The organism is Peribacillus sp. NPDC097284, from assembly GCF_044761765.1.
Taxonomy (GTDB): Bacteria; Bacillota; Bacilli; order Bacillales; family DSM-1321; genus Peribacillus.
On sequence record NZ_JBIWCZ010000002.1, the window covers coordinates 131,536 to 157,125 of the forward strand.

At 41.3% G+C, this 25,590-nt stretch carries 25 protein-coding genes and 1 riboswitch; of the genes, 22 read left to right on the forward strand and 3 right to left on the reverse strand.

Translation table 11 applies throughout. From position 1 onward, the window contains the following. Positions 1–13 precede the first annotated feature (13 nt). The 5 genes from ACIQXU_RS06390 (at position 14) to nhaC (ending at position 4,913) form a co-directional block, all read left to right on the forward strand. On the forward strand, positions 14–550 hold the full coding sequence (locus tag ACIQXU_RS06390; RefSeq protein ID WP_402987641.1) for an RNA polymerase sigma factor: 537 nt from the start codon (positions 14–16) through the stop codon (positions 548–550). Positions 551–659: 109 nt separating this feature from the next. Next, on the forward strand, positions 660–1,094 hold the full coding sequence (locus ACIQXU_RS06395) for a hypothetical protein (protein ID WP_402987644.1): 435 nt from the start codon (positions 660–662) through the stop codon (positions 1,092–1,094). A 69-nt stretch (positions 1,095–1,163) separates the two neighbouring features. Continuing rightward, a complete protein-coding gene (locus tag ACIQXU_RS06400) occupies positions 1,164–1,286 on the forward strand; it encodes a hypothetical protein (protein WP_402867923.1) in 123 nt (40 codons plus the stop codon). 313 nt (positions 1,287–1,599) lie between these two features. Then, the gene (locus ACIQXU_RS06405; protein ID WP_402867924.1) at positions 1,600–3,174 is read left to right on the forward strand and encodes a peptide chain release factor 3; all 1,575 of its coding nucleotides are present in this window, start codon (positions 1,600–1,602) and stop codon (positions 3,172–3,174) included. A 344-nt stretch (positions 3,175–3,518) separates the two neighbouring features. After that, a complete protein-coding gene (nhaC, locus tag ACIQXU_RS06410; RefSeq protein ID WP_402988015.1) occupies positions 3,519–4,913 on the forward strand; it encodes a Na+/H+ antiporter NhaC in 1,395 nt (464 codons plus the stop codon). A gap of 46 nt (positions 4,914–4,959) precedes the next feature. Here the strand turns inward: nhaC and ACIQXU_RS06415 are convergent, their stop codons facing one another. Both ACIQXU_RS06415 and ACIQXU_RS06420 read right to left on the reverse strand, forming a co-directional pair. After that, the gene (locus tag ACIQXU_RS06415; RefSeq protein ID WP_402987647.1) at positions 4,960–5,277 is read right to left on the reverse strand and encodes a hypothetical protein; all 318 of its coding nucleotides are present in this window, start codon (positions 5,275–5,277) and stop codon (positions 4,960–4,962) included. 136 nt (positions 5,278–5,413) lie between these two features. Further along, entirely contained in the window at positions 5,414–6,610 is a 1,197-nt protein-coding gene (locus ACIQXU_RS06420) for an FtsW/RodA/SpoVE family cell cycle protein (protein ID WP_402867926.1), read from the reverse strand. 286 nt (positions 6,611–6,896) lie between these two features. Here ACIQXU_RS06420 and ACIQXU_RS06425 point away from each other — a divergent pair, with 286 nt between their 5' ends. From ACIQXU_RS06425 to ACIQXU_RS06445, 5 genes are all read left to right on the forward strand, one after another. After that, complete coding sequence (locus ACIQXU_RS06425; RefSeq protein WP_402987650.1) at positions 6,897–7,997, forward strand: SDR family oxidoreductase; 1,101 nt, start codon at positions 6,897–6,899, stop codon at positions 7,995–7,997. Positions 7,998–8,013: 16 nt separating this feature from the next. Next, on the forward strand, positions 8,014–9,576 hold the full coding sequence (locus ACIQXU_RS06430) for an aldehyde dehydrogenase family protein (RefSeq protein WP_402867928.1): 1,563 nt from the start codon (positions 8,014–8,016) through the stop codon (positions 9,574–9,576). 54 nt (positions 9,577–9,630) lie between these two features. After that, positions 9,631–9,731: riboswitch (yybP-ykoY riboswitch) on the forward strand. A gap of 88 nt (positions 9,732–9,819) precedes the next feature. Continuing rightward, positions 9,820–10,584 (forward strand): TerC family protein, encoded by a 765-nt coding sequence (locus ACIQXU_RS06435; RefSeq protein WP_402867929.1) that lies wholly within the window; start codon positions 9,820–9,822, stop codon positions 10,582–10,584. A gap of 372 nt (positions 10,585–10,956) precedes the next feature. After that, entirely contained in the window at positions 10,957–11,700 is a 744-nt protein-coding gene (sigI, locus tag ACIQXU_RS06440) for an RNA polymerase sigma factor SigI (RefSeq protein ID WP_402987654.1), read from the forward strand. Then, positions 11,697–13,109 carry an anti-sigma factor domain-containing protein gene (locus ACIQXU_RS06445; protein WP_402987657.1) on the forward strand — a complete coding sequence of 471 codons (1,413 nt, stop codon included), beginning with the start codon at positions 11,697–11,699 and terminating at the stop codon, positions 13,107–13,109. Before sigI ends, ACIQXU_RS06445 begins: the two co-directional genes overlap by 4 nt. Before the next feature lie 48 nt (positions 13,110–13,157). Here ACIQXU_RS06445 and ACIQXU_RS06450 read toward each other — a convergent pair whose 3' ends face one another. Beyond that, complete coding sequence (locus tag ACIQXU_RS06450; RefSeq protein WP_402867932.1) at positions 13,158–13,355, reverse strand: alpha/beta-type small acid-soluble spore protein; 198 nt, start codon at positions 13,353–13,355, stop codon at positions 13,158–13,160. Positions 13,356–13,581: 226 nt separating this feature from the next. On the opposite strand from ACIQXU_RS06450, the gene ACIQXU_RS06455 reads away from it, so the two are divergent. The 12 genes from ACIQXU_RS06455 to ACIQXU_RS06510 all read left to right on the forward strand — a co-directional run bounded on the left by ACIQXU_RS06455 (position 13,582) and on the right by ACIQXU_RS06510 (position 25,590). After that, positions 13,582–14,934, forward strand: coding sequence for a TrkH family potassium uptake protein (locus ACIQXU_RS06455; RefSeq protein WP_402987660.1), 1,353 nt, complete (start codon positions 13,582–13,584; stop codon positions 14,932–14,934). 176 nt (positions 14,935–15,110) lie between these two features. Beyond that, a complete protein-coding gene (locus ACIQXU_RS06460) occupies positions 15,111–16,448 on the forward strand; it encodes an ATP-binding protein (RefSeq protein ID WP_402987664.1) in 1,338 nt (445 codons plus the stop codon). Between the two features lie 141 nt (positions 16,449–16,589). Further along, complete coding sequence (locus tag ACIQXU_RS06465) at positions 16,590–17,759, forward strand: acyl-CoA dehydrogenase family protein (RefSeq protein WP_402956487.1); 1,170 nt, start codon at positions 16,590–16,592, stop codon at positions 17,757–17,759. Continuing rightward, positions 17,756–18,529: an SDR family oxidoreductase gene (locus tag ACIQXU_RS06470; protein WP_402956078.1), complete on the forward strand. Its 774-nt coding sequence runs from the start codon at positions 17,756–17,758 to the stop codon at positions 18,527–18,529. The genes ACIQXU_RS06465 and ACIQXU_RS06470 overlap by 4 nt, the downstream gene beginning before the upstream one ends. A gap of 33 nt (positions 18,530–18,562) precedes the next feature. Then, positions 18,563–20,173, forward strand: a complete 1,611-nt coding sequence (locus tag ACIQXU_RS06475; RefSeq protein WP_402987668.1) for a long-chain-fatty-acid--CoA ligase — start codon at positions 18,563–18,565, stop codon at positions 20,171–20,173. Positions 20,174–20,247: 74 nt separating this feature from the next. Then, positions 20,248–20,811 (forward strand): TetR/AcrR family transcriptional regulator, encoded by a 564-nt coding sequence (locus tag ACIQXU_RS06480; protein WP_402867937.1) that lies wholly within the window; start codon positions 20,248–20,250, stop codon positions 20,809–20,811. A gap of 26 nt (positions 20,812–20,837) precedes the next feature. Further along, positions 20,838–21,725 (forward strand): 3-hydroxyacyl-CoA dehydrogenase family protein, encoded by an 888-nt coding sequence (locus ACIQXU_RS06485; RefSeq protein ID WP_402956082.1) that lies wholly within the window; start codon positions 20,838–20,840, stop codon positions 21,723–21,725. Beyond that, positions 21,722–22,501 carry an enoyl-CoA hydratase/isomerase family protein gene (locus tag ACIQXU_RS06490; RefSeq protein ID WP_402867939.1) on the forward strand — a complete coding sequence of 260 codons (780 nt, stop codon included), beginning with the start codon at positions 21,722–21,724 and terminating at the stop codon, positions 22,499–22,501. Before ACIQXU_RS06485 ends, ACIQXU_RS06490 begins: the two co-directional genes overlap by 4 nt. A 17-nt stretch (positions 22,502–22,518) precedes the next feature. After that, positions 22,519–22,920, forward strand: a complete 402-nt coding sequence (locus ACIQXU_RS06495; protein WP_402987673.1) for an acyl-CoA thioesterase — start codon at positions 22,519–22,521, stop codon at positions 22,918–22,920. 30 nt (positions 22,921–22,950) lie between these two features. Beyond that, the gene (locus tag ACIQXU_RS06500) at positions 22,951–24,009 is read left to right on the forward strand and encodes a phosphotransferase family protein (protein ID WP_402987677.1); all 1,059 of its coding nucleotides are present in this window, start codon (positions 22,951–22,953) and stop codon (positions 24,007–24,009) included. Positions 24,010–24,013: 4 nt separating this feature from the next. Beyond that, positions 24,014–24,775, forward strand: coding sequence for a 2-phosphosulfolactate phosphatase (locus ACIQXU_RS06505; RefSeq protein WP_402867942.1), 762 nt, complete (start codon positions 24,014–24,016; stop codon positions 24,773–24,775). A 35-nt stretch (positions 24,776–24,810) separates the two neighbouring features. Beyond that, positions 24,811–25,590: an SDR family NAD(P)-dependent oxidoreductase gene (locus tag ACIQXU_RS06510; RefSeq protein ID WP_402867943.1), complete on the forward strand. Its 780-nt coding sequence runs from the start codon at positions 24,811–24,813 to the stop codon at positions 25,588–25,590.

Sequence of the window (25,590 nt, forward strand, 5' to 3'; positions counted from 1 at the left end):
AGGGAGGATGAATTTGAAGAAAGGACATTGTAATGAAGCTGAAGGTTTCACCAGGGTTTATCATTCATTTTATAAGCGAATCTATTACATTGCTTTATCCATCATCAAATGTCCATATCTCGCCGAGGATATTACTCAGGAAACCTATATAAAAGCCTATACTAAACGTAATACGATCAAGGATGACAGAAAAATGGGGGCATGGTTAGCCTGCATCGCCACGAGGACGGCCATTGATTTTTCGCGTAAGCAAAAACGGGGAAGCCATTTGATTCAGCAGGAAATGATGGATTGGTTGGAAAGTCAGTCCTGTAGTCAAAATGAGGTAGAAGATGCCATGGATTTATGGACATTAAAAGAAGACATCATCCACGTCTTATTTAAATTATCCCATAAACAGCGGGAAATACTATTGCTTAAGGTGAATGGCGGGTTAAAAGAACGCGAAATCGCCATGGTTCTCGACATTAAGCAGTCGACGGTTAAAATCAATCTGTATAGGGCAAGAAAACAATTAAGAAATGAGTTACAAAACAAGGAAATTGCATAAAAACCAAAGGGATGTTGCCCAGTTGCCGCTCCCATTTATATTTTTTATTGAACGGTTTACGTAAGTTATTCTTACTTTAAGGAAAAAATATGCAAAAGGGGGGAGATGGATGAAAATTAGACAGGTTTATTTTCTACTAGTCATCGTGGCGGTTTTCATGGCGGGTTGTAAAGATGAAGAAGGTTCTACTCATTCTTCAACTGCGGATGAGGGCATCACTTCGAAGCAGGGGACCCACGCATCAGTAGAGGGAGCCACGTATCCTCTTGAAGAAATGGAGAGTTTGTCAAACAAAATGGATGTGGCGTTCACGAGCCAAAATCGTTCGAAATGGCAGAATGAAAATCAGGCAGTCATGAAACGTTGGAAACAATTGCATGATCAAGTAGGGATAGCGAATGAGGAGTATGCGGCGGTAGAAAATGAGCTGAAAATGATAGAGGCTGAGCTTCAAAAAGAAGAGGAAAATGAAGCAAAACTGAAATCAATGATGAAGGAAGCGAAGGTGAGAATCGATTTACTTAAGCTGACATTAAAAGAATGATGTGGGGCGAACTAAAGTTTTCCTAAACGATATTTTGGGTATAGAAAAGGAAAGAAAGGATGATGAATCATGAAAAAACTCCTAAAACGAGCAGTCATTTTTGCCGCTCCTTTAATCTTTAAAGAAGTCAAGAAACGTTGGAAAAAAAAGCGTAATCAAAAAGCCATGAAGGCTGGTAGGATAAGTAACTAGCAGACTCAACATCACATTATAAGCACCAGGGGAGAAGACGCTGATACAGCGTCTTTTGTTTTTTATTACTCCTTTCATTTCTTGGATTCATTCACCTCTACATCTTTCGTTCATATCGTGTTAAAATAGTAAGGTTGATTGAAATGGATACCGGAGTAGCGAAGGTATAAGCCTTATGATATATTTTTCGTACATATATTGTGTATGTTCAAGAATTTTGCATACTAGGAAAGGTTGACATTCCAATGTGAAAAAAACGATTAGGTTCTCTATACATGCTATGTGACAATTCCAATAATGAAAGGAACATATTATGCCTACTTTAAAAGATGAGGTCCATTCAAGACGGACTTTTGCAATAATTTCCCACCCGGATGCCGGGAAAACTACATTAACAGAGAAACTACTACTGTTTGGTGGCGCGATTCGTGATGCCGGAACAGTTAAGGCTAGAAAAACAGGAAAGTATGCAACGAGTGACTGGATGGAGATTGAAAAGCAGCGGGGAATCTCCGTTACATCTTCGGTCATGCAATTTGATTATGACGATTTCCGTGTGAATATCCTGGATACACCAGGTCACCAAGATTTCAGTGAAGACACATACCGCACACTGATGGCTGTAGATAGTGCCGTAATGATTATCGATTCGGCAAAAGGGATTGAAGATCAAACGGTTAAATTATTCAAAGTATGTCGGATGAGAGGCATTCCGATTTTTACCTTCATTAATAAAATGGACCGTCAAGGGAAAATGCCACTTGAATTGCTTGCTGAACTTGAGGAAGTGCTTGGTATTGAAACGTATCCAATGAACTGGCCGATCGGGATGGGAAAAGATTTCGTAGGTATATACGATCGATTCAATAACCGCATCGAACAATTCAAGACGGAAGGACCGGAACGTTACCTTACTTTGAATGACGAAGGTGAACTTGATGGAGATCATATATTGAAGGAATCACCGTTATATGAGCAAACATTAGAAGAAATTATGCTGTTGACGGAAGCCGGAAACCAGTTCTCGGAAGAGAGAATTGCTAATGGTCAACTAAGTCCAGTATTTTTCGGTAGTGCGTTAACGGCGTTCGGTGTCCAAACATTTTTAGATGCTTATCTCCAGTTTGCACCTGAGCCACAAGCTCGTATGACCACTTCAGGTGAAGTGAATCCTGTCAGTGAAGAATTTTCCGGATTCATTTTCAAGATTCAAGCGAACATGAATCCGAAACACCGTGACCGGATTGCTTTCCTCCGCATTTGTTCAGGGAAATTCGAGCGTGGAATGAATGTAAACTTGAGCAGAACGGGCAAACCAATCAATCTTTCGTCTTCTACCCAATTCATGGCGGATGACCGGAACACCGTGAATGAAGCCGTGAGCGGAGATATCATTGGTCTGTATGACACTGGGAACTATCAAATTGGTGATACGATTACGACAAGTAAAGATATGTATCAGTTTGAACGTTTACCTCAGTTTACCCCTGAGCTTTTCATGCGGGTAACGGCTAAAAATGTTATGAAGCAGAAACATTTTCATAAAGGTATTAATCAACTGGTCCAAGAAGGAGCGATTCAGCTCTTCAAAACGGTCCGTATGGAAGAATATCTTCTCGGTGCCGTTGGTCAACTTCAATTTGAAGTATTCGAACACAGAATGAGAAACGAATACAATGTTGAGGTAATGATGGAGCGTATGGGTAGCAAAATCACCCGTTGGGCAGAAGATGAAAAACTCGATGAAAATCTGCACAGTTCTAGAAGCATACTGGTCAAAGACCGTTATGATAAATATGCATTTTTGTTTGAAAATGAGTTTGCATTACGTTGGTTCCAGGATAAGAATCCGGATGTGACTTTATATAACCCAATGGATTTAAAATAAGGTTGAGCCCGTGGATCATAAACACGGGCTTTTCTCATAGAAATCAATAGTGATTAGTTTTTCCTATAGTTATGTCTTCAGCTTAGAGAATAAATTCGAAAAGGACATCTAAGGATCATCACGTAACTGTAATAAAGGGGAAGACTTAAGGATAATGCATATGAATAGAATCGTAGAAGGTATTCGTGCAATTTGGTGATACTATGAGCACCGTATAGAATAAAATTCCTTTGACAATATTGAAAAACTTATATATATTTATACCTATGCTTTAGTGCTTAAAAGCGTCTAAGTGAAAGTGAGTGCGAGCGATTCTTACCTCGAGAATATTTAACTTGAAAGCGGTGAAAAATATCATGCGTCTTGAAGATGCGAAGCTTAAGCTCTCATTGCCCGAAGCACTCGGTGTTTTGGCCATTCTATTATTGATTATAGCAACTGGAATTATACATTATGGTTTGGATCCTCATATTCCAATTATAGTAGCTATCCTTTTTTTATTTGTTTATGGGAAAGTGAAAAAGCTTCCATTTTCAATCATGGAGTCAGCTATCGTCAAAGGGGCGGTCTCCGGTATGGGAGCCATCTATATTTTCTTCTTTATTGGAATGTTAATTTCAATCTGGATGGCGAGCGGAACAATTCCGACCATCATGTATTATGGATTTGACTGGATTTCTGGTGAATCCTTTTATGCAGTGACATTTCTGGTGACATCGCTTCTCGGATTGTGCATCGGGAGTTCACTCACCACCTCGGCTACGATAGGTGTCGCTTTCATCGGAATGGCGGCGGCCATGGATTTATCGCTGGCCATCACGGCGGGTGCCATTATCTCGGGGGCCTTTCTTGGGGATAAAATGTCACCACTTTCCGATACAACGAACTTGGCATCGGAAACAGTGGGCGTATCTTTGTTTGAACATATTAAAAATATGCTTTGGACGACACTTCCGGGATTTATTATCACGCTGGTTATCTTTTTCTTCCTTTCCCCTGATATCAATATAGCCCGGATAGAGGAAATAGAAGTGATGAGCCGTACGTTGAAGATGGAAACGAATATCAGTATATGGAGCTTGCTTCCATTTATCATCGTTTTAGGTATGGCTTTGAAAAAGATATCAGCCATCCCGACTTTATCTGCAGGAATCGTTTCCGCAGCAATCATTGCCTTTTTACAAACACCGGGTCTTACTGTTCCGAAGCTAGCTGATATTCTATTTAGCGGTTTCGTCCTCGATAGTGGGATGGAACAGCTGGATTCCATTTTATCCCGGGGTGGCATTGAAAGCATGATGTTCTCGATTTCTCTCGTTCTATTGGCATTGGCCATGGGTGGACTTTTATTTGAATTGGGCATTATCCCATCTATTCTTAGTAGCATTCAGGATTCGCTGACGAGTGTTTCGAAGTTAATTGCCGCAACTGTTTTTACAGGAATCAGTACCAACTTCCTTGTTGGGGAGCAATATTTATCGGTGTTGTTGCCGGGGAAGGCTTTCCAACAAAAGTATGATGATCTGGGATTGCATCCTAAGACACTGGCACGTGTGCTTGAAGATTCAGGAACGGTAGTGAATCCACTTGTACCTTGGGGAGTCTGTGGTGTCTTTCTGACAAAGGTACTGGATGTTCCGACCTTGGAGTATGCACCATTTGCTTTTTTCTGTTTACTCTGTCCATTACTTAGTTTGATCAGTGGATTCACAAAAATCGGCATTCATTATAATAAGTAAGAAAAAAAGCGGTGAAGAAAACGAATGGTTTTTCTTCACCGCTTTTTTACATTACAGACTCTTCTTTTGAAACAATACTCCATCCGTTCGCCAAAAGCTTATCTATATAATCTTCGATAGACAATTCCTCTAAATCTATGGCCACGGGTTTCATAGATACATAGCATTCATCTTTCTCATAATTAACAGTGACTTTTACGACCTCGTACCCATTATGATACTTAGCATCAAATCCAGGGTCCTCGATGATATCTCCTAGAAAGGGACGAAAGGATGATTCAAATGTTTTCATTACAACTTCGGATCTATTTTTTTCCTTATGTTCCTTGGAAGACGTTAAAAAAATGAACAGTTTAATTTTCATCAGTACCTCTCCTTTTCTAAAGTATAGTAAGCAGTAGCTACCCTTTGAAGTTCTTGAAATAGGAAAGGCTGCCCCAAATGTCACCTTTGATGATGTTTGGGTCAGCCCTTTTTTTGTTAAATTGGTTTTATCCAATTCACTTGGAAGAGATAATATCTTCCGTTGGAACCGTCGTAATGACTTTTTCTTTTTGTTCAAGCAAGTTCATTCTCATCACGACATTTTGGTAGATACCCATTGAAAGCATCAGTAGGAGTAAGGATGAACCACCATAACTGATGAATGGAAGGGTAATCCCTGTAATGGGAATGAGCCCCGTCACGCCTCCAACATTAATGCCCACTTGTATGCCTATCATGGAAGATATACCAATCAAGAGAAGGCTGCCAAATGGGTCTTTGCATTTTGCAGAAAGGATGAAGCCCCTTAAGACGATGAAACCGAGTGTCAACAGGACGAAAGCCACACCGAATATTCCTAGCTCTTCCGCAATGATGGCCATGATGAAATCGGTATGGGATTCGGGAAGATAGCCATACTTCTGTACGCTGTCTCCAAGGCCGACTCCCGTAAGACCGCCAGAACCGATTGCAAATAAAGAGTTCACGAGTTGATATCCGTCTTCTCCGGCTGTACCGAAAGGATCAGCGAATCCGGTAAAACGGGATACCTTATTCTCGGTGAAAATACTCGAGAAATTCCCTGTCACTAGTACGCCTAGAGCTACAAGGCCGATTAATAGCATCGTAAGTATAGATAGCTTAAAGATACTTTTAAAAGACATGCCAGACGAAAGGACCATGGTAACTGCAATGAGAAATATGACGGCAGCCGTTCCATAGTCAGGTTGAATGGCAATTAAAAAGCAAATACCAACGAGAAACCCGATCGGTGGAATGACGGCTTTATCGATGCTGTTGATTCGATCCTGTCTTTTACCGTAAATGGCGGCCAGATAAATAATCATGGCTAGCTTGGAAAACTCCGCGGGCTGAATGGATTTTGTTCCTATCTTAAACCAGCTCGTAGCATTACCCGCCGTATGGCCGAAGATGAATAGAAGTAAAAGGATACCAGCCATTCCAAACATCATACTCATTAAAAACGTTTTGTGCTTGTACATCTTATAAGGAAGAATCATCGTCACGATCATGGCAATGAATGAGATGATAAAGGCCGTTTTTTGTTTTTCAAAGAAGAAATCCATGGACAAGCCGTATCGAGCAACTGCAGTAATCATGCTCGAACTATAAATCATGACTAAACCAAACAGACAAAGTAATGTGACTGCGATGAAAATTGGGAAATCATATGCTTTAATAATTCTTTTCACTTGTGCGCTCACCTCGAATATGTATGCGCGAAAAATTCGCCTTCTTATATAGTAACGGAAAATCGGTTAGATAGATAATGATTTTAATCATTTACTAGAATTTAACCTTAAAGAATCGAATATAAACACCCGGTTTATTTAATGCACATGAATACTACTATTCTCTATTTTCGATAATCTGGTTGGATACTCCTTTTAAAAAACAATATTTTTCTTTTCATCCCTTGAATAATAGTAATAATTTGTCAAATAACTTACAATTAAGATAATTAAAGGGAGGGATAGGATGGGACATATATACTTTTTTACTGGTTTTCCAGGGTTCATTAGCAATCAGTTGATTAGGGAGCTTATAAAACGGGACGAGGCAGTAGATAAAGTCTATCTACTTGTACTACCTGAGCAAATGGGAAAAGCGGAAGCGGAAATCAAGACAATAGAAAGTGAACTGGACGGGGCAAAGGTGCTATTCCAATTAGTGATAGGAGATATCACGAAAGAGAACCTCAATATCGCTGTTCCGGAGAGTCAAAGTCTTCAACAAGAAATCACGCATGTTTTTCATCTAGCTGCGATATATGATTTGGCTGTCCCGGAAAAAATTGCTCAGCTAGTCAATGTCGTTGGTACGAAGCATGTGAATGAATGGGTCAAAGGGATCCCCAACCTTGTGCGTTATACCTATTTTAGTACCGCTTACGTTGCCGGTAATCGGGAAGGTGACCTGTTTGAACATGAACTTGTACTGCCGAAAAGCTTCAAGAACCATTACGAGCGGACGAAGTATGATGCAGAATTACTGGTCGAGCAATTAAAAAGCGAAGTACCCACAACAATCATCCGTCCAGGGATCGTGAAGGGACACTCCAAGACAGGGGAAACCATCAAATTTGACGGGCCATATTTTATCCTCAACTTCCTAGATCGTCTAAGTTTCCTGCCTATGTACCCATATATCTCGTCGGAAAGGGAGACCGTTGTCAATCTTGTGCCAGTTGATTATATTATACAGTCAACCGCTTATCTGGCATTATATAAAGAAGGTGTAGGTAAGACGTATCATCTAACCGATCCGAGTCCTTGTAAAGCCACTGAGATTTATGAACTTTTTGTTGGTGAATTATATAAGAAGAAACCAAAGGGTCATATGCCAATGGCGGTAAGCCAGGCCTTTTTATCGATCCGTCCTGTACGGACATATTTAGGTGTCGAAAAAGAAGCATTGGATTACTTCACATGGCAGGGACGATTCGATTGTACAAAAGCACAGGCTGATTTAGCGGGATCTGGAATTGCTTGCCCGAATTTCAAGGATGGCGTACCGGCCATGGTCGAATTTTATTTAAGAAACAAAAACGAAAAAAGATACCAGATAAAAATAAGGTGAAGCAAGGGGAGACATTATGGAAGAATTACATAAAAAGTGGGAAGTGTATTCTCCGGCAACAGGAAAGAAAATAGCGGAACTTGATGAAACCCCACTGGAGTCCATTCCTCAATTATATATAAAATCAAGGCAGGCTTTTCTGAATTGGTCTAAACTACCCATCGCCGAACGCTTGAACTATTTAAAGCGCCTTCGTTTTTTGATGGTGGAAAAGATGGATGAACTAGCAGAAACGATTTCGAAAGATACGGGGAAGGTCAAGATAGAAGCGCTTGTGGCAGATATCATGCCAACGATAGATGCGATCAAGCATATTGAAAAACATGCTGCAAAAGCCCTTTCGAGGCAGAAGGCATCAACCCCACTCATGTTAATTGGTAAGAAATCCTATATTGAATATATGCCACGTGGGACGGTCCTTGTCATTTCACCTTGGAATTATCCTTTCCAACTGGCGATGGTGCCGATACTGAATGCCTTAATTGGTGGAAATACGGTCATTTCCAAGCCTTCAGAGGTGACCCCTTTAGTGGGTATAAGCATGGATGACTTGTTTCAAGAAGCTGGTTTTCCGGAGGGCGTCATTCAATTTGCCCATGGCGGAAAAGAGCTAGGGGCGGCATTGACGGAACAAAAACCCGATTATATATTTTTTACCGGATCTGTAAGGACCGGTAAAATTATCGGTGAAGTGGCGGCTAAACAATTAATCCCCACTACGCTCGAACTTGGTGGAAAGGATCCGATGATCGTATTTGGTGATGCCAATTTGGAACGTGCTGTAAATGGGGCACTTTGGGGAGCTTTTACTAACAGTGGACAGGTGTGCATGAGCGTGGAAAGGGTTTATGTGGAAAGGACCGTTTATAAAGAGTTTCTGTCCTTGCTGAAGGAAAAGACGACTGCTTTAAGGCAGGGTACACAATTAACGGACGATGTTGGTTCGATGACGTTCCCGGCCCAGCTTGATATCGTTGCAGACCACTTGGATGATGCACTGAATAAGGGAGCCATCATGGAATCCGGCAGCATTCCGCATGACTGGAAAAAGGGAAGTACTTATTTCATCCCACCGACCATTTTGTCCAATGTCGATCATTCGATGAAAATCATGAATGAGGAAACATTCGGCCCAGTTCTTCCTGTTGTGCCATTCGATAGTGAAGAAGAGGCGGTTCGTCTTGCGAACGACAGTCAATATGGACTTAACTCAAGCGTATGGAGCATGGATGAGGAAAAAGCGAACCGGGTGGCCCGTCAGTTAGTGACAGGAGCGGTGACCATCAATGATGTCTTGATAACCGTTGCCAATCATGGACTGCCGTTTGGCGGGGCAAAGCAAAGTGGTATTGGCCGTTATCATGGGGAACAGGGAATGCGGATATTCTGCCATGAAAAAGCGATCATGCAGGATAAAGGGAAAAAGAATTCGGAAATCCAGTGGTATCCTTATGAAGGGAAATACCCAAGATTTTTATCGCTGTTCCAACATTACTTTTCAGCCAAGACCAATTGGATCAAATTTGGAAGAGAATATATGGAATTATTAAAGATTTCCAAAGAAAAACGAAAAAAATGATTGTTATTTTTGCGGGTAGCACGTATACTACTAATATACTTAATAACTGATTTTCCTTTAATCAAAGGGGAGTAGCGTTAGGGTTCGCCCTAAAACAAAGTCGTCATTACGTGAATGGAGACATTCATCGGCTTTGTTGACATGATTTCATGTTCAGCAAGACCTTTGCCTATACGGCAGAGGTCTTTTTATTTTGCCAAATGCCGATAGGGAGGAAAATACAAACTATTGGAGGTAAAATATATGGAAGTATCGTTATTATTGGAATATGGATGGGTCCTTCTTATCTTGGTCGGACTTGAAGGGATACTCGCTGCTGATAATGCAGTCGTCATGGCTGTCATGGTTAAGCATTTACCAAAAGATCAACAACGGAAAGCTTTGTTTTATGGATTGTTAGGAGCTTTTGTTTTCCGTTTTGCAAGTTTATTCCTGATTTCTTTCCTTGTCGACGTATGGCAAGTTCAAGCACTCGGTGCGCTTTACCTTCTCTTCATCGCTTTTCAGCATCTTTATAAGAAATATGCTGGTAAAGGCGAGGCTGAAGTCAAGAAACCTAAGAAACAATCCGGCTTCTGGATGACCGTCGTCAAAGTAGAAGTAGCGGATATTGCATTTGCCATTGATTCGATGCTGGCAGCCGTTGCATTAGCTGTTACACTTCCTGCTACAGGCTGGATGAAGGTCGGTGGAATTGACGGAGGACAATTTGCTGTCATGTTCCTCGGCGGGATGATAGGCTTGGTCATCATGCGTTTTGCAGCTAATGGATTCGTGAAGTTGCTTCATCAGCGTCCATCACTTGAAACTGCAGCCTTCTTGATTGTAGGTTGGGTAGGGGTTAAATTGGCCGTCTACACGCTAGCTCATCCTTCCCTCGGCGTCTTAGAACAGCATTTCCCTGAATCAACCCTTTGGAAGTCAATTTTCTGGGTTGTATTAGTTGGAATCGCGGTTGGTGCTTGGGTCATTTCGAGTAAAAAAGAGAAACAAATTCAAGAAGTATAAAAAATGTCAGGCGTGAAAGTCACGCCTGACATTTTTTTGTGCAATGAAAATTAATCATTTTGTGGAAAATGACCGCGTTACCCACAAAAAAATAATCCTATTTTCGAAATTTATGCTTAAGAGTCAAATATTAAATTAAAGTAATAAAAATGACAAATGTCCTATGAAACCATTAGAAAACTTCGATTTTTTTATTGAACTGTAACTTTAATGTAATAAACGAGAAAAAACTAAGCATTTTATCATGTTATATCGAAAATTTAATCTGTGATTTTCGGAAAATAGGTCTTTTGGAACTGTCATTTAGGCTTGCTCCCCTTAAGATTAAGATGTTGATGCATTATTTTGCATCAATAGGAGCGAGGTGAACAAATGCTTGGTTTGTTGTTTACAGCATTCAAAAAAAAGCGTTCTTTAGAATCGACCGTCTTGAAAATTCAACAAGGCGATTTAAGCCTTCGAAATGATACCATAGAATCATTCAAGCCTTTTATAGCTAAAACCGTCTCATCCGTTTGCAGACGTTACATATATGAAACAGATGATGAATTCAGTATTGGATTGATTGCATTTAATGAAGCAATCGATAAATATTCTCCTGAAAAAGGAAGTTCGTTACTGGCATTTGCAGAAACCCTTGTTAAAAGGAGGGTTATTGACTATTTGCGGAGCCAGTCAAGACGTAAAGAAATGACTGTGGATCTTGCAGTGGACGAAGAAAATAACCAAAACCAAAGTTATTTCGATGATAAAAATTCCATACAAGAATATGAAAAGCAATTGGAATCAGAAAAAAGAAGTGAAGAAATTCATCTTTACATAAATGAATTACAAGATTTTGGTCTGTCGTTTGACGATCTTGTCGAAGTTTCTCCGAAACATGCTGATGCTAGGAAAGGAGCAATCATGATAGCTAAAATGCTAATGGAAGATGACGAGTTAAAAGAAATCCTGTTTACCAAGAAACGTCTTCCTGTTAAGCAGCTAGAGGGTAGGGTGGAAGTGAGTCGAAAAACAATTGAACGGAACCGAAAGTATATCATTGCTGTGGCCATAATACTGAATGGGGATTTCCTGTACTTGAACGAGTATATTAAAGGGGTGATTAATGGATGAAAAAAGGAGTTGTTCTTTCTATAAATAAACGTTTTGTCACTCTTTTAACCCCTGAAGGCGAGTTCTTAAAAACTAAAAGGAAAGCCCGGCCCTATAAAGTAGGAGAGGAAATTACCTTTTCGACTGTTAAACCATCGTTTAATTTTTCTTTTTCCACCTTTCATTTTTCAGCAAAGAAAACCGTCGTGCTCAGCTTGACATCCAGTTTTCTTATTCTCATTTCCCTCCTTCCGTCATTGTTTTCTGACCATGTCTCGGCTTATATGACGATCGATGTGAACCCAAGTATTGAATTGGAACTTAATGATGAACTGGAGGTTCTCAAGCTCACTGGACTTAATGGAGATGGGAAGTTGGTGATTAGGGAAATTTCAAACTGGAAAGGCAAGAATGTTAAAACGGTCACGAATCGTATCGTGAAGACCACAAAACAACTTGGTTATTTGAAAGGGAAAAAACAAATTGTGGTTTCAACAACTTTATTGGATGAGAATAAAGAACTGGATAAGAACCTAAAATCAGAAATTAATAAAATCTCAACTCAGGATAATATCGCCCAAACAAAGCTGATAGTTATCCCAGCAACAGAAAGTGACCGCAAACACGCAAGGGAGCAGGGGATATCTACCGGAAAATATGTGGAAAAGAAGCTCGAGAAAAAGGAGAAGGAAAAAGGGGACACAAGGAAACCGGTACAGGGAAGTAACGCGAATCATTCAAGACACAGTGAAAATAATAGTAGCAAACGTGAATTACATAAAAAAGAAGCCGGAACAATACCTGAAAAAAATAAAGAGCTCGAGCAAAAGGAAAAAGCGGTAAAATCTTCAAGGGATTCAGTAGAAGAGTCAACCAGAAAAAAGGAAGAATCGCCTCAGAAAAAACAAAAGGTGAATAATCCTAAAGTAAAAGCACCAAAGCAGGAGCCATCAAAGCCAAAGCCACAAAAGGAAAAAGCACAAAAGCCAAAGTCACAAAAGGTGAAAGCACCAAAGCCAAAGCCACAAAAGGAAAAAGCAGCAAAGCCACAGCCGCAAAAGGAAAAGGCAGCAAAGCCAAAGCCACAAAAGGTGAAAGCACAAAAGCCACAGCCGCAAAAGGAAAAGGTAGCAAAGCCAAAGCCACAAAAGGTGAAAGCACCAAAGCCAAAGCCACAAAAGGTGAAAGCACAAAAGCCACAGCCGCAAAAGGTGAAAGCACAAAAGCCACAGCCGCAAAAGGAAAAAGCGCAAAAGCCACAGCCACAAAAGGAAAAAGCAGCAAGGCCACAGCCACAAAAGGAAAAGGCGTCAAGGCAGCAACTGCCAAAGGAAAAAGCACCGAAACAACCACCCCATAAAGAAAAAGCAACAAAACAAAATAGTGAACATTCCCCTAAGAAAAATGAAATCGATTTTCACCATAAATAGAGCCCAGCTAATAGCTGGGCCCTTATCCATTATATTCAGTTAGGTTAATTATTGACCTTTAAGCTGAGATTGTGCCTGCTGGACAAGTCGTTTTGTAATTTCTCCACCAACCGAACCATTTGCTCGGGCTGATGTATCTGAACCCAATTGAACACCGAATTCTGAAGCAATTTCATATTTAATTTGATCTAATGCCTGTTCAATTCCAGGCACAAGAAGTTTATTGCTGCTACTATTATTAGCCATTTTATTTTCCCCCTTATTGGTTCAGCGGTTTTTCCGCTGTAATTATAGTATGAGTAAAACGGTTGTTTTTACTTATAGGACGGATGTCAAATTTATTGGTAAACCTACCTTATTGTTGTAAGTAAGTCAGTTCCTAAAAGGTAATGGAAAAATCATCGAAAAAAGAGTACACTAAGATAGATTTTGTAACAATCATCGATTACGTAGAGTAAGAAAGGAAAACTGCATGGTTGCTATTAAAAAGCTATTATCAAAATTAACGCCAGCCCAACTTATCGTTGGTTATTACTTTATGGCCGTCAGTATTTCTACAATACTGCTTAGTTTGCCAGTTGCTCTAAAACCTGGAGTGAAATGGGGATTCATGGATGCACTTTTCACTGCGGTTAGCGCAGTAAGTGTGACAGGATTAACCGTAGTCAATACAGCTGACGTATTCAGTAACACGGGCTATTTCATCTTAATGTTCGTTCTCCAATTTGGCGGAATTGGCATAATGACACTTGGAACTTTTTTTTGGTTGATTTTAGGCAAGAAAATTGGGATCAAAGAAAGACAGCTGATCATGACTGACCAGAATCAGACTAATCTTTCGGGTCTTGTTAAGTTATTGATTCAAATTATAAAGATTTTTGTCGTAATTGAATTAATTGGAGCTCTTATTTTAGGTGTTTACTTCCTGAATTATTATCCAGATTGGAAGGCAGCCTTGGTAAATGGACTCTTTTTAGCGGTCAGTTCCACTACAAATGCTGGTTTTGATATTAGTGGTGTATCCATGATCCCTTTCAAAGGCGATTATTTCGTCCAATTTATCACGATTATCCTCCTGATTCTTGGGGCAATCGGATTTCCGGTCTTAATCGAATTAAAAGAGTTTTTGTCGAATAGTTCGCGTAGTTATAAGTTTCACTTTTCCTTGTTTACAAAGCTGACCTCGGTAACTTTTTTTGGTCTTATCATTGGAGGCAGCATCCTTATCTATCTCCTTGAAATCAAGGGCTTTTTTCACGGAAAAAGCTGGCATGAATCACTTTTCTACTCATTATTCATGTCGTCGAATACGAGAAGTGGTGGCCTTTCGACGATGATTGTTAGCGAGTTTTCGGAACCGACATTATTACTGATGAGCATTCTAATGTTTATTGGAGCATCGCCTAGTTCTGTAGGTGGTGGCATACGGACGACGACCCTTGCTATCATGATTCTCTTTTTGTGGAACTTCATGCGGGGGAGAAAGTCCATTAAAGTATTCAAAAGGGAAGTGCATCCTGATGATACCCGAAAAGCAACGGCTGTCATGATAATGGGTTCCCTGCTATGTATCCTGGCGATTTTCGTTTTGACTATAAGCGAGAACTTCACTTTGATGCAGATCATTTTTGAAGTTTGTTCCGCTTTCGGTTCAGTAGGCCTTTCGATGGGCATTACTCCGGAATTGAGTAATGTGGGCAAAGTTGTCATTATGATAATTATGTTTATTGGTCGGGTTGGAATTACCTCCTTCCTCTATATCATCGGTCATAAAGAAGTTACAGAGAACTACCATTATCCTAAAGAGCGTGTCATAATTGGCTGATTATTAAATAATAAAGATGAACCTTTCCGTTATTGGAGAGGTTTTTTTGGTTAATAGCAGGAATTGCGGATATTTTATGGAATTTTACTTTAAAGAGATTATTTACCATATATAACCAAACCTTAAGCGAATCGGACAATAAATAAAATTATATTGTAAGTATGGGAGGTGTAAGGTTGAATAGCTATGTTGGCAGACTGGTTGTCCCCACCCTATTTTCCGCATTGCAACTACCCTATATAGTTTGGCTTTACGCTGAGTCACGGAAAGTCCCTGTAGTAGGAATATTCTATCTTGCCATTATTGCTGCCGTTGCATGGTTGTTAGGAGCCGTCTATGATAAAAAGCAAAGGACCATTGAATTGTTGAAAGATAGCGAAGGACGTTATCGCATTATTTCTAAATCCTCTAAAGAGTTGCTTAACAGCTTCAATGAAGTGATTTTTAAAACGGACGAAAAAGGGAAATGGCAATACTTGAATCCAGCATGGAAAATGATGAGCGGAAGGACTGTCAATGAATCACTGGGTCTCCATTTTTCCAAAGAAATAGATAAGACATCTTATCATCGTATTTTGAAAGCGTTTGCAAATTCCTTCCGTGAAGGAAAGCGATATTTCCGTGTCGACATTAAAATGAATAATCGAAATAATGAAGGGTCTTGGGTAGAAGCATTCGTTAAATTAGTCTATGACGACGGAGGTGAATTCATTGGGACGGCGGGCATATTATCGGAAATCAATGAAAGGAAACATGCAGAAGAAAAACTTGTAAGCCTGAATGAACATTTGGCCATTACCTCCAGCAAGTTATCCACAGCTGCCCAACTTGCAGCTGGTATTGCCCATGAAGTCCGAAATCCTATGACTTCCATCTTGGGGTTTGTAAAATTAATCAAAGATGGGTCTGAAAACAAACAGGAATATTATGACATCATTTTCTCAGAAATTAACCGGATCGAGCAAATCCTCAATGAATTATTGTTACTTTCGAAGCCTAGTAAAACTGAATTTTCGGAAAAAAATCTAATCGGTATTTGCAATCATGTTTTAACGTTGCTGGAGACAAATGCTGTTCTTAATAATATCCAAATTCATAAAAACTTTGATGAAGACCCGATTTTAATTTACTGTGATGAAAATCAAATCAAGCAGGTACTAATTAACCTTATAAAAAATGCGATTGAGTCCATGGCGAATGGTGGTAACATTTTTGTCAATATTCAAGAAAAGGATCACGAGGTTTCAATAGGCATATTGGACGAAGGGGAGGGAATACCAGAACACTCGATTCAAAAAATTGGCGAACCATTCTTCACGACGAAATCGTCAGGTACGGGGTTAGGTCTTTCTGTATGTTTCAAGATCATTGAAAATCATGGGGGAAAAGTGTTCATAACAAGTGAGAGAGCAAAAGGAACGAAAATCGTTTGTATCTTTCCTACCTGCAAAACCAGTGAAAAAAAGGAGGTACCTTTTAAAATAATGAATCAATTTTCAGAAAATAAAATTTAATTATTGAAAATATTGTAAAAATAATAATATAATGGAAAAGAATGAACATACCGACCAGTTAGTTAGTAAAAGGGAGGAATGAATGTGAATTTCGAACACACTCAAAAAGTGAAGGACTTAGAAAAAAAGTTAATCGGTTTCATGGAACAACATGTCTATCCAAATGAGGCCGTCTATCAAAAGGAATTAGAAAAACAAAACAGTCGCTGGAGTGCCATACCGCCCATTTTATCTGAATTGACGGGTAAAGCGAAGGAAGCTGGACTTTGGAATTTGTTTTTACCTGATAGTGAACACGGAGCAGGTTTAACCAATCTTGAATATGCACCACTTTGTGAAATCATGGGAAGATCCATGATAGGACCCGAAATATTCAACTGTAATGCACCGGATACGGGAAATATGGAAGTTTTGGTTCGTTATGGAACGGATGAGCATAAAGAACGCTGGCTTAAACCCTTGCTTGCCGGGGAAATAAGGTCTTGTTTTTCGATGACTGAGCCTGAAGTGGCCTCTTCCGATGCAACTAATATTGAATGCAGAATTGTAAGGGAAGGTGATGAATACGTCATCAATGGTCGAAAGTGGTGGTCATCTGGGGCTGGAGATCCGAGGTGTAAAATTGCAATTGTCATGGGTAAGACCAATGCCGAAGCACCCAAACATGAGCAGCAATCGATGATTCTGGTGCCGCTAGATACACCCGGCGTCAAAATTGAACGTATGCTTTCTGTTTTTGGTTATGACCATGCCCCACATGGACATGCTGAAATCACATTTACTAATGTCAGGGTCCCTTCTGAAAACATCCTCTGGGGTGAAGGGAAAGGATTTGCAATTGCTCAAGGAAGACTCGGACCTGGCAGGATCCATCACTGCATGAGGCTAATCGGTGCAGCTGAAAGAGCACTTGAAGAATTATGTAAGCGCATACAAGAACGTGTAGCATTCGGTAAGCCTTTGTCGAAACAGGGGGTGATCATGGAGTGGGTGGCCGATTCGAGGATTGAAATTGAACAAGCCAGACTTTTGACTTTAAAAGCTGCTTATATGATGGATACTGTTGGAAATAAAGAAGCGAAAGCTGAAATAGCCATGATAAAGGTAGTAGCTCCCAATATGGTATTGAAGGTGATAGACCGTGCAATCCAAGGCTTTGGTGCTGCAGGGGTTTCAGGTGACTTCCCGCTTGCTGCCCATTGGGCCAATGCTAGAACATTGCGGCTAGCGGATGGCCCAGATGAGGTACACCGTCAACAGGTGGCTAAAATCGAACTTCGTAAGTATCAAAAGGATGAGGTGAAAATATGAAAATAACCGAGTTATTCGACTTAACTGGAAAGACGGCGATAATTACTGGCGGTGGAAGGGGATTGGGCGAACAGATAGCGACCGGTTTTGCCGAGGCTGGGGCCAATGTCGTCCTGTGTTCAAGAAAGAAGGCCGCGTGCGATGAAGTTGCCGCCCGCGTGGAGGAACTTGGCGTAAAGGCGCTTTCCTTTAAATGCGATATCACAAATCCTGCCGACGTACAAGAAGTCGTGAATGAAACGATCCGGAAATTTGGCTCCATCGATATCTTGGTGAATAATAGCGGTGCATCCTGGGGAGCATCGGCCATCGACATGCCCCTTGAGGCCTGGAACAAAGTGATGAATGTGAATGTAACGGGTACCTTTATCATGTGCCAGACTGTTGGCAGGATCATGATTGAGCAGGGATATGGAAAAATCATAAACATCGCCTCGGTTGCCGGTCTGGGCGGTACGAATCCAAACATACTGGATGCCGTTGGCTATAATACGAGCAAGGGAGCGGTCATAACCTTGACAAAAGATTTAGCCGCTAAATGGGGTCAACATAATATCAACATAAATGCGATAGCCCCGGGTTTCTTTCCCACAACCATGACGAAAGGCGTGCTAGCTAAAGGGGAAAGTCCTATTCTCGATTCCACTCCGCTCAAAAGATTAGGCAACGAGGATGACTTGAAGGGTGCTGCTGTATACCTCGCCTCAAAAGCTTCAGATTATGTGACGGGCAATATCCTGATTGTTGATGGCGGTTCTCATGTCATGTAGAAAATAGAATCAAAAATGGCTGGAGGGTATGTAATGAATAATAAAAGATGGCTGTCCGTTTATCCTGATTCAATCTTGAAGGAAATTGAAGTCCCTGAAGTCCCGGTGCAACAGATCCTCCAAAAGGCATTTGAGTCCTATCCAAGCAACACAGCGATCACCTTTTATGGGAGAAAGATTTCGTACAAAGAGCTCTTCTTTGCATCACAGGCTTTTGCTTCCGCCCTTCAAAAAAAGGGAGTGCAAAAGGGTGATCGCGTTGCCCTCATGCTACCTAACTGTCCTCAATACGTTATCGCCTATTATGGGGCCTTGACGGCAGGGGCAATCATTACCCAAGTCAATCCAATGTTGGTCGAAAGGGAGCTTCAGCAAATTCTACAGGATTCCGGAGCCGAGACGATTGTCATTTTAGATGGATTGTATCCAAAAGTGAAGAGCGTACAGCCCAATGGGAATGTGAAAAATGTCATTGTAGTCAGTCTCCAGCCATCTGAAGCGGATTTTCAACCCGATGTTGCTTTTGACCAGTTTTTGAAAACGGGTGACGGTAACATAATCCCTGTTTCATTTGATTCTGTAAATGATATAGCCGTCCTTCAATATACAGGAGGAACAACGGGACGATCCAAGGGTGCCATGCTGACGCATCGCAACATCTTGGCCAATGTCATTCAGTCTTATGAATTTTTTAAACATGAGTTGAAAATGGGAAGGGAACGAACGTTGACGGTCATCCCGCTTTTCCATGTGTTTGGGATGCAGTCTGCAATGAATTTGTCCATTTATACTGCGGGGGATTCGATTATGCTCCCTCGTTTTGAAATAGAAGAAGTACTTGAAACAATCAAGCGTGAACAGCCAACTACTTTTCCTGGAGTACCGACAATGTACGTCGCTTTGACGAATCATCCTAAAGCCGAAGAATACGGCATGGATTCTATACACCTTTGTAACAGTGGCAGTGCACCGATGCCCGTTGAGTTGCTTCGTGAATTCGAGAGGAAATCAGGTGCGAAGATATTGGAAGGATATGGACTTTCAGAAGCATCCCCAACCACACATTGCAATCCGGCGTTTGCTGAAAGAAAGCCAGGGAGCGTGGGGATTGGTTTCCCATCGACGGATTATAAAGTAGTGGACCTGGGGGAGGGATTGAGTGAAGTATCACCAGGGGAATTGGGAGAACTGGTGGTTAAAGGCCCACAAGTGATGAAAGGGTACTGGAACATGCCGGAGGAGACAGCGGTCACATTGAGAGATGGATGGCTTTATACGGGGGACATCGCCAAAGTGGATGAGGATGGATATCTCTATATTGTAGATCGGAAAAAGGATTTAATCATTGCTAGCGGATATAACATTTATCCGCGTGAAGTGGAAGAGGTACTTTATGAGCATCCAGCCGTCCAGGAAGCGGTGGTAATCGGAGTTCCAGATGCGTATAGGGGAGAAAGCGTAAAAGCGGTACTTGTTCTTAAAAGTAACCAGGAAACCAGCGAACAGGAAATCATCGATTATTGCCGGAAAAACTTATCGGCTTATAAAGTCCCTCAATTAGTTGAATTTCGAGATGCACTTCCAAAAACAAATGTCGGGAAGATTTTAAGGCGCGCTTTAAGAGAAGAAATGACTAGGAAATAAGAAGAGGCATGATTGTACGAAAGCCTATGGTATCAATTCAACTGATAGTTTAACAGAATGCGGGGATTACACACATGAAAGATAAAATGACGGAACATGGCATACGCTTATTCGAACAGAAAGGCTTCAGCGAAACGTCCATTCAGGATATTGTCGAATCGGTAGGGGTGACAAAAGGAACGTTTTATTATTACTTTACAAGTAAAGAACAGCTACTGATGGATATTCATCTCGCTTATATCAATGAACTGCTAATTGGGCAGGAAACGATTCTTCAGGATACTAGTAAAGGATGTAAGGATAAGCTGTTCGATATGGTTTATATGCTTTTAAAAAGCATCAAGTCCAAAAAGTCGAGTGCAACCATCTTTTTCCGCGAAATGAAAAACCTCAGCAAAGATAAATTGGATCAAATCCTTCCGAAGCGGGATGAATTCCGCAATAAAATAGAAGGATTGTTGATAGAGGGGGGCAAACGGGGGGAATTCCGTTCTACTCTTGATACCTCTATTATCTCATTTGCCATTTTGGGTGTGGTCAATTGGAGTTATCAATGGTTCGACCCTGATGGAAAAAAGACAGATCGGGAAGTGGCCGAAATATTCATGGAAATGATTTTACATGGAATTAATGAATAAACGAGTTAAAAAGGGAGGGTGACTCAATGTCGACCAATAAGATACAGTCGATATCGGTAATCGGGGCAGGACAGATGGGACATCAAATTGCGATGCTTGCTGCCCTAGGCGGATTCAATACGGTATTACAGGATGTCCAGGACACTGCTTTGCAATCGGCAAAGGAAAAGTTAGAGGCAATCATGAATAAATGGGTGCAAAAAGGAAAGCTGAGTGAAGACAGTAGATTGGCAGCCTTCACCCGTCTTCAATTTACGACCGATTTGAATAAAGCCGCCAGCAATGCCGATTTGATTATTGAGGCGGTAGTCGAAAAAATTGAAGTGAAGCAGGAAGTCTTCGCTAAACTAGAGCAATTTGCACCGGCAAACACCATTTTTGCGACAAATAGTTCGACTATCGTGAATAGTTTACTTTCGGGGGTGACGAACCGTCCGGATAAGTTCATCAATATGCATTTCTTTTTCCCGCCTCTTGTCATGGATTGCGTGGAAGTGGTCATGAGTGATCAAACATCCGAAGAAACAGCGAAGCTTGCATTAGAAGTCACGGAGAAAATGAATCGGACAGGAATTTTACTACGCAAGGAAATTTCCGGGTTCGTCGCAAATCGCATATTGGGGGCGTTGCAACGGGAAGCCCTTTATTTATATGAAGAAGGGATAGCGGATTATAAGGACATCGATTTGATTTGCCGTAAAGCTTTAAGTCACCCCATTGGCCCATTTGAATTGATGGATTTGTCTGGTATTGATGTGGGTTACTACGTTATGCAGCAACGTTATAAAGAAACAGGTAATCCAGAAGATAAACCTAATGCCTGTATAGAGGAAAAGGTGAAACAAGGTAATTTAGGAAGGAAAACTGGAAAAGGCTGGTACGACTATACAAATCAAGGAGTGAAGAATGTATGACAAACTTAGTGAGAGTGGAAAAAGAAAATCAGCTTGCGATTGTGACAATTGATAATCCGCCGTTGAATGTGATCAGCAGACAGGTATTTCAAGGATTGTCCGAAGTTTTCACACAACTTAAAGATGATAATGAAATTGTTGCCGTGCTCATTACCGGGTCTGGAGATATGGCGTTTGCCGCAGGTGCGGACATAAAAGAATTCCCACAAATGATGGGCAATCCAAATATGAAGGAGACGGTAAGAGAAAGCCATGGGGTTTTAACTCAGATTGACCAATTTCCTAAACCGACCATCGCTGTTTTGAATGGAATGACTTTAGGTGGTGGATGTGAATTGGCACTGGCTTGTGATTTGCGCGTGGCCGAAGTAGGCGTGCAAATCGGTTTACCGGAAGTGAAATTAGGGTTATTTCCAGGAGCTGGGGGCACGCAGCGTTTGTCGAGACTTGTAGGAAATGCTAAAGCGAAGGAAATGATCTTTACTGGAGATCCACTTTCCGCTCAGGAAGCAGAAAAAATTGGGCTCGTCAATAAAGTCGTGGATGTGGGAAGCGCGTTAAACGAGTCTAAAAAGTTGGCATCCCGAATGACAAGGCATTCATTACAGGCCCTATCAAGAATTAAGAAGGCCATCAATGAAGGGAGCGAATCCACACTTGAACAAGGGTTGGAGCTTGAAACGAATCTTTTTGAGGAAATCTTTCAAACGGAAGATGTGAAAGAAGGAGTTGCAGCATTTTTGGAAAAGCGGAAACCCGCGTTCTCCCATCGCTAAAAATTAGGAGGTATATTATGCATGAACTTAATGTGAACGTGCGTTTTTCTGAAACGGATGCATTGGGACATATCAATAACACCAGTTATTTTATTTATCTTGAAGAGGCCCGAATGAAATTCTTTGAAGCGCTGGGATTGGCCCCGAATATCGAAGACTGGAATTTCTTACTTGCTTCGACAAAATGCGATTTTATTACCCAAGGGTACTTTAACCAACTCTTATCCGTTCGAACATATTTGACAAAGGTAGGGACGAAAAGCTGTGAGATGAGCCATGATATTATTTGTTCGCAAACGGGAGAGACCATCGCAAAAGGAACGGCGATATTGGTTTGCTTTAATTTCGGGGAACAAAAAAGCGAACCCATTCCTGAAACGATTAAAGAAAGATTAGTCTCGCATATTGTCCATAGCTAGTTTACTAAAGTACAAGGGGTGAAGGGAACGATGGATGATACCATTCCTGTTCGTTCAGGGGAGGAGCTCGGTGTTAAAAGACTAGAGGCATTCCTCCAGGAAAAGATAGTGGATTTGCCAAATGATCCATTGGAAGTGCAACAGTTCTCGACAGGATATTCCAATTTGACCTATCAACTTAAAGTCGGTGAGTGGGAAGCAGTATTGAGGAGACCTCCACTTGGTCCGGTCGCTCCAAAAGCCCATGATATGAAACGGGAGTACCATATTCTTTCTTCCATCCATCCGTATTTTCAAGCAGCGCCTGAACCCATCCTGTTTTCGGATGATGTCTCGGTTGTGGGCTCCCCTTTTTTTCTAATGGAAAGAAAACATGGAATAGTAATAGATTCCATGTTTCCTAAAGATATTGTCCCGACTGTGGAAAAGTGCCGTCAACTATCCACTATCATGGTGGATCAGCTTGCGGATCTTCATTCCATTCCATATGAAAAGATGGGATTAGCTCAAATTTCAAAGCCTGATGGATTTATGGAGAGACAGGTACACGGGTGGATTTCCAGATATGAACGGGCAAAGACGGATGAAATCAAGGAAGTGGGACCGCTCGTTGCTTATTTACAAAAGAATATGCCGCGTTATAGTCAAACCTCGATCATTCACTATGACTTTAAGATCAATAATGCGATGTTCAACCAGAATTTAAGCGAGATGGTCGGCCTTTTTGATTGGGAAATGTCGACGGTCGGTGATCCGCTGGCTGATTTAGGCGTTGCCTTAAGCTATTGGACGGAAAGTGGCGACCCAGAAATGGTCAAATCCGGTTTGGGCCAAGCATCGCTTACTACTATGGATGGTTTTTTATCAAGGAATGAATTTATCGAAGCCTATGCTGTGAGAAGCGGTAGAGACGTTTCTACCATCGATTATTATTTGACATTTGGCTATTTCAAGTTAGCTGTGATTCTTCAGCAAATCTATTATCGGTATGAATTGGGGCAGACCAAGGATATACGCTTTTCTTCATTGGGGAAAATGGTGAAAAGTTTAATTACTCATGCTGCCCACGTAGCCGCAAAGGAAGCCTGATTAGATGAAACAGACGATGCAGCATATACACTTGCTATTGAAAAAAGAAGAAATCAACAGGGACAAGCTTCTAGATGGGGAGAAAGTCGCCATCGTACTAGATGTGCTATTAGCAACCACGACCATCGTGTCTGCTCTTCATAATGGAGCGGAGCAGGTAATCCCTGTCCTGAGCCCTGCCGATGCCGAATTGAAAAGCAAAGATATGACTCAAGGGGAATGCCTCCTTGCCGGGGAAATGAGGGCCCAACCTATTGAGGGCTTCATCTATCCGAGTCCGACGCTGTTGAATAAGCTAGTTCAGGGTAAAACGCTTGTCTTATCGACAACTAATGGCACAGTGGCCCTACAAAAATCAAGTTCGGCCAAAAAGGTGTATATTGCCTCTTTACTGAATAATCCATCCGTTGCAGAAAAAATCAAAAACGTTCACCAAACGGAAACCATTGTTATTGTGTGTTCGGGCAATTCGGGTGAATTCAGTATGGAAGATTTTTATGGGGCCGGCCATTTGATTCATTGTTTGGTCAATGGGACACAAGATGCGTTCCTGTTAAATGATGCAGCGAAAGCAGCATGTGCCTTTTATAGCACGAATATCAACAGTGCCTTTGAAATCCTCCAAACTTCGCATGTTGGTCAGCTGTTTGAAGATCATGATTTAAATGGCGATTTGAGGTTGGCAACTCAAAAAGGGTCGATAACCCTTGTTCCGGAGTTGATAAATGGAAAAATACAAACTGTGAAGAATAGGCAGCAGAGATAAAGGGTCGATAAGGTAAGAAGGAAAGGTGTGAAACAATGAGATTCTCACAATCCATTGCTGTAATAACAGGTGCAGGTTCGGGTATTGGGAAAGCGACAGCATTAAGGTTAACGGATGAGGGTGCACAGGTTTTATTAGTAGGAAGGACGAAAAGGAAGCTGAAAGAAGTGGCGGCTGAGATCAATGCCCGCCATACTATCCCGCTGGCTGACATTTTTCCTGCTGATGTTACGGATGAGGAAGACGTTAAAGAGCTGGCCATGTATGTTACCGAACAATACCGGGATCTTCATATTTTGATAAACAACGCGGGAGGATCGAGGTCCTCCAAACTTTTAGATACCTCCACAGAAGTCTGGGATATGATCCAAGATGTCAATTTGAAAAGTGTCTTTCTTGTCTCAAAATATTTAGGGAAGGTGATGAAAGAAGCGGCAAGCCATGAACTTGACTCTGCCGGCAATCGGGCCATCGTCAACACGGCCTCACTATCCGCCCATCAAGCAGGGGCCCATATCCCGCATTACAGTTCTGCTAAAGCTGGTGTACTTAGTCTGACGAAGTCATTGGCACTTGAACTGGCTCCATACGGAATCCGGGTTAATTCGGTATCACCGGGATTCATTGAAACTCCATTAACGGAGGATGGCTTGCAGAATGAGAAATTCCTGAAGTCGATACAAAGAAACACGGTCCTCGAAAGAGTAGGGAAGGCAGAGGAAATCAGTAACGTCATCGCATTTGTCGCTTCACCTGAAGCCTCATACATGACAGGCACCGATATTTTAGTGGATGGTGGATGGTTAATCAAATAA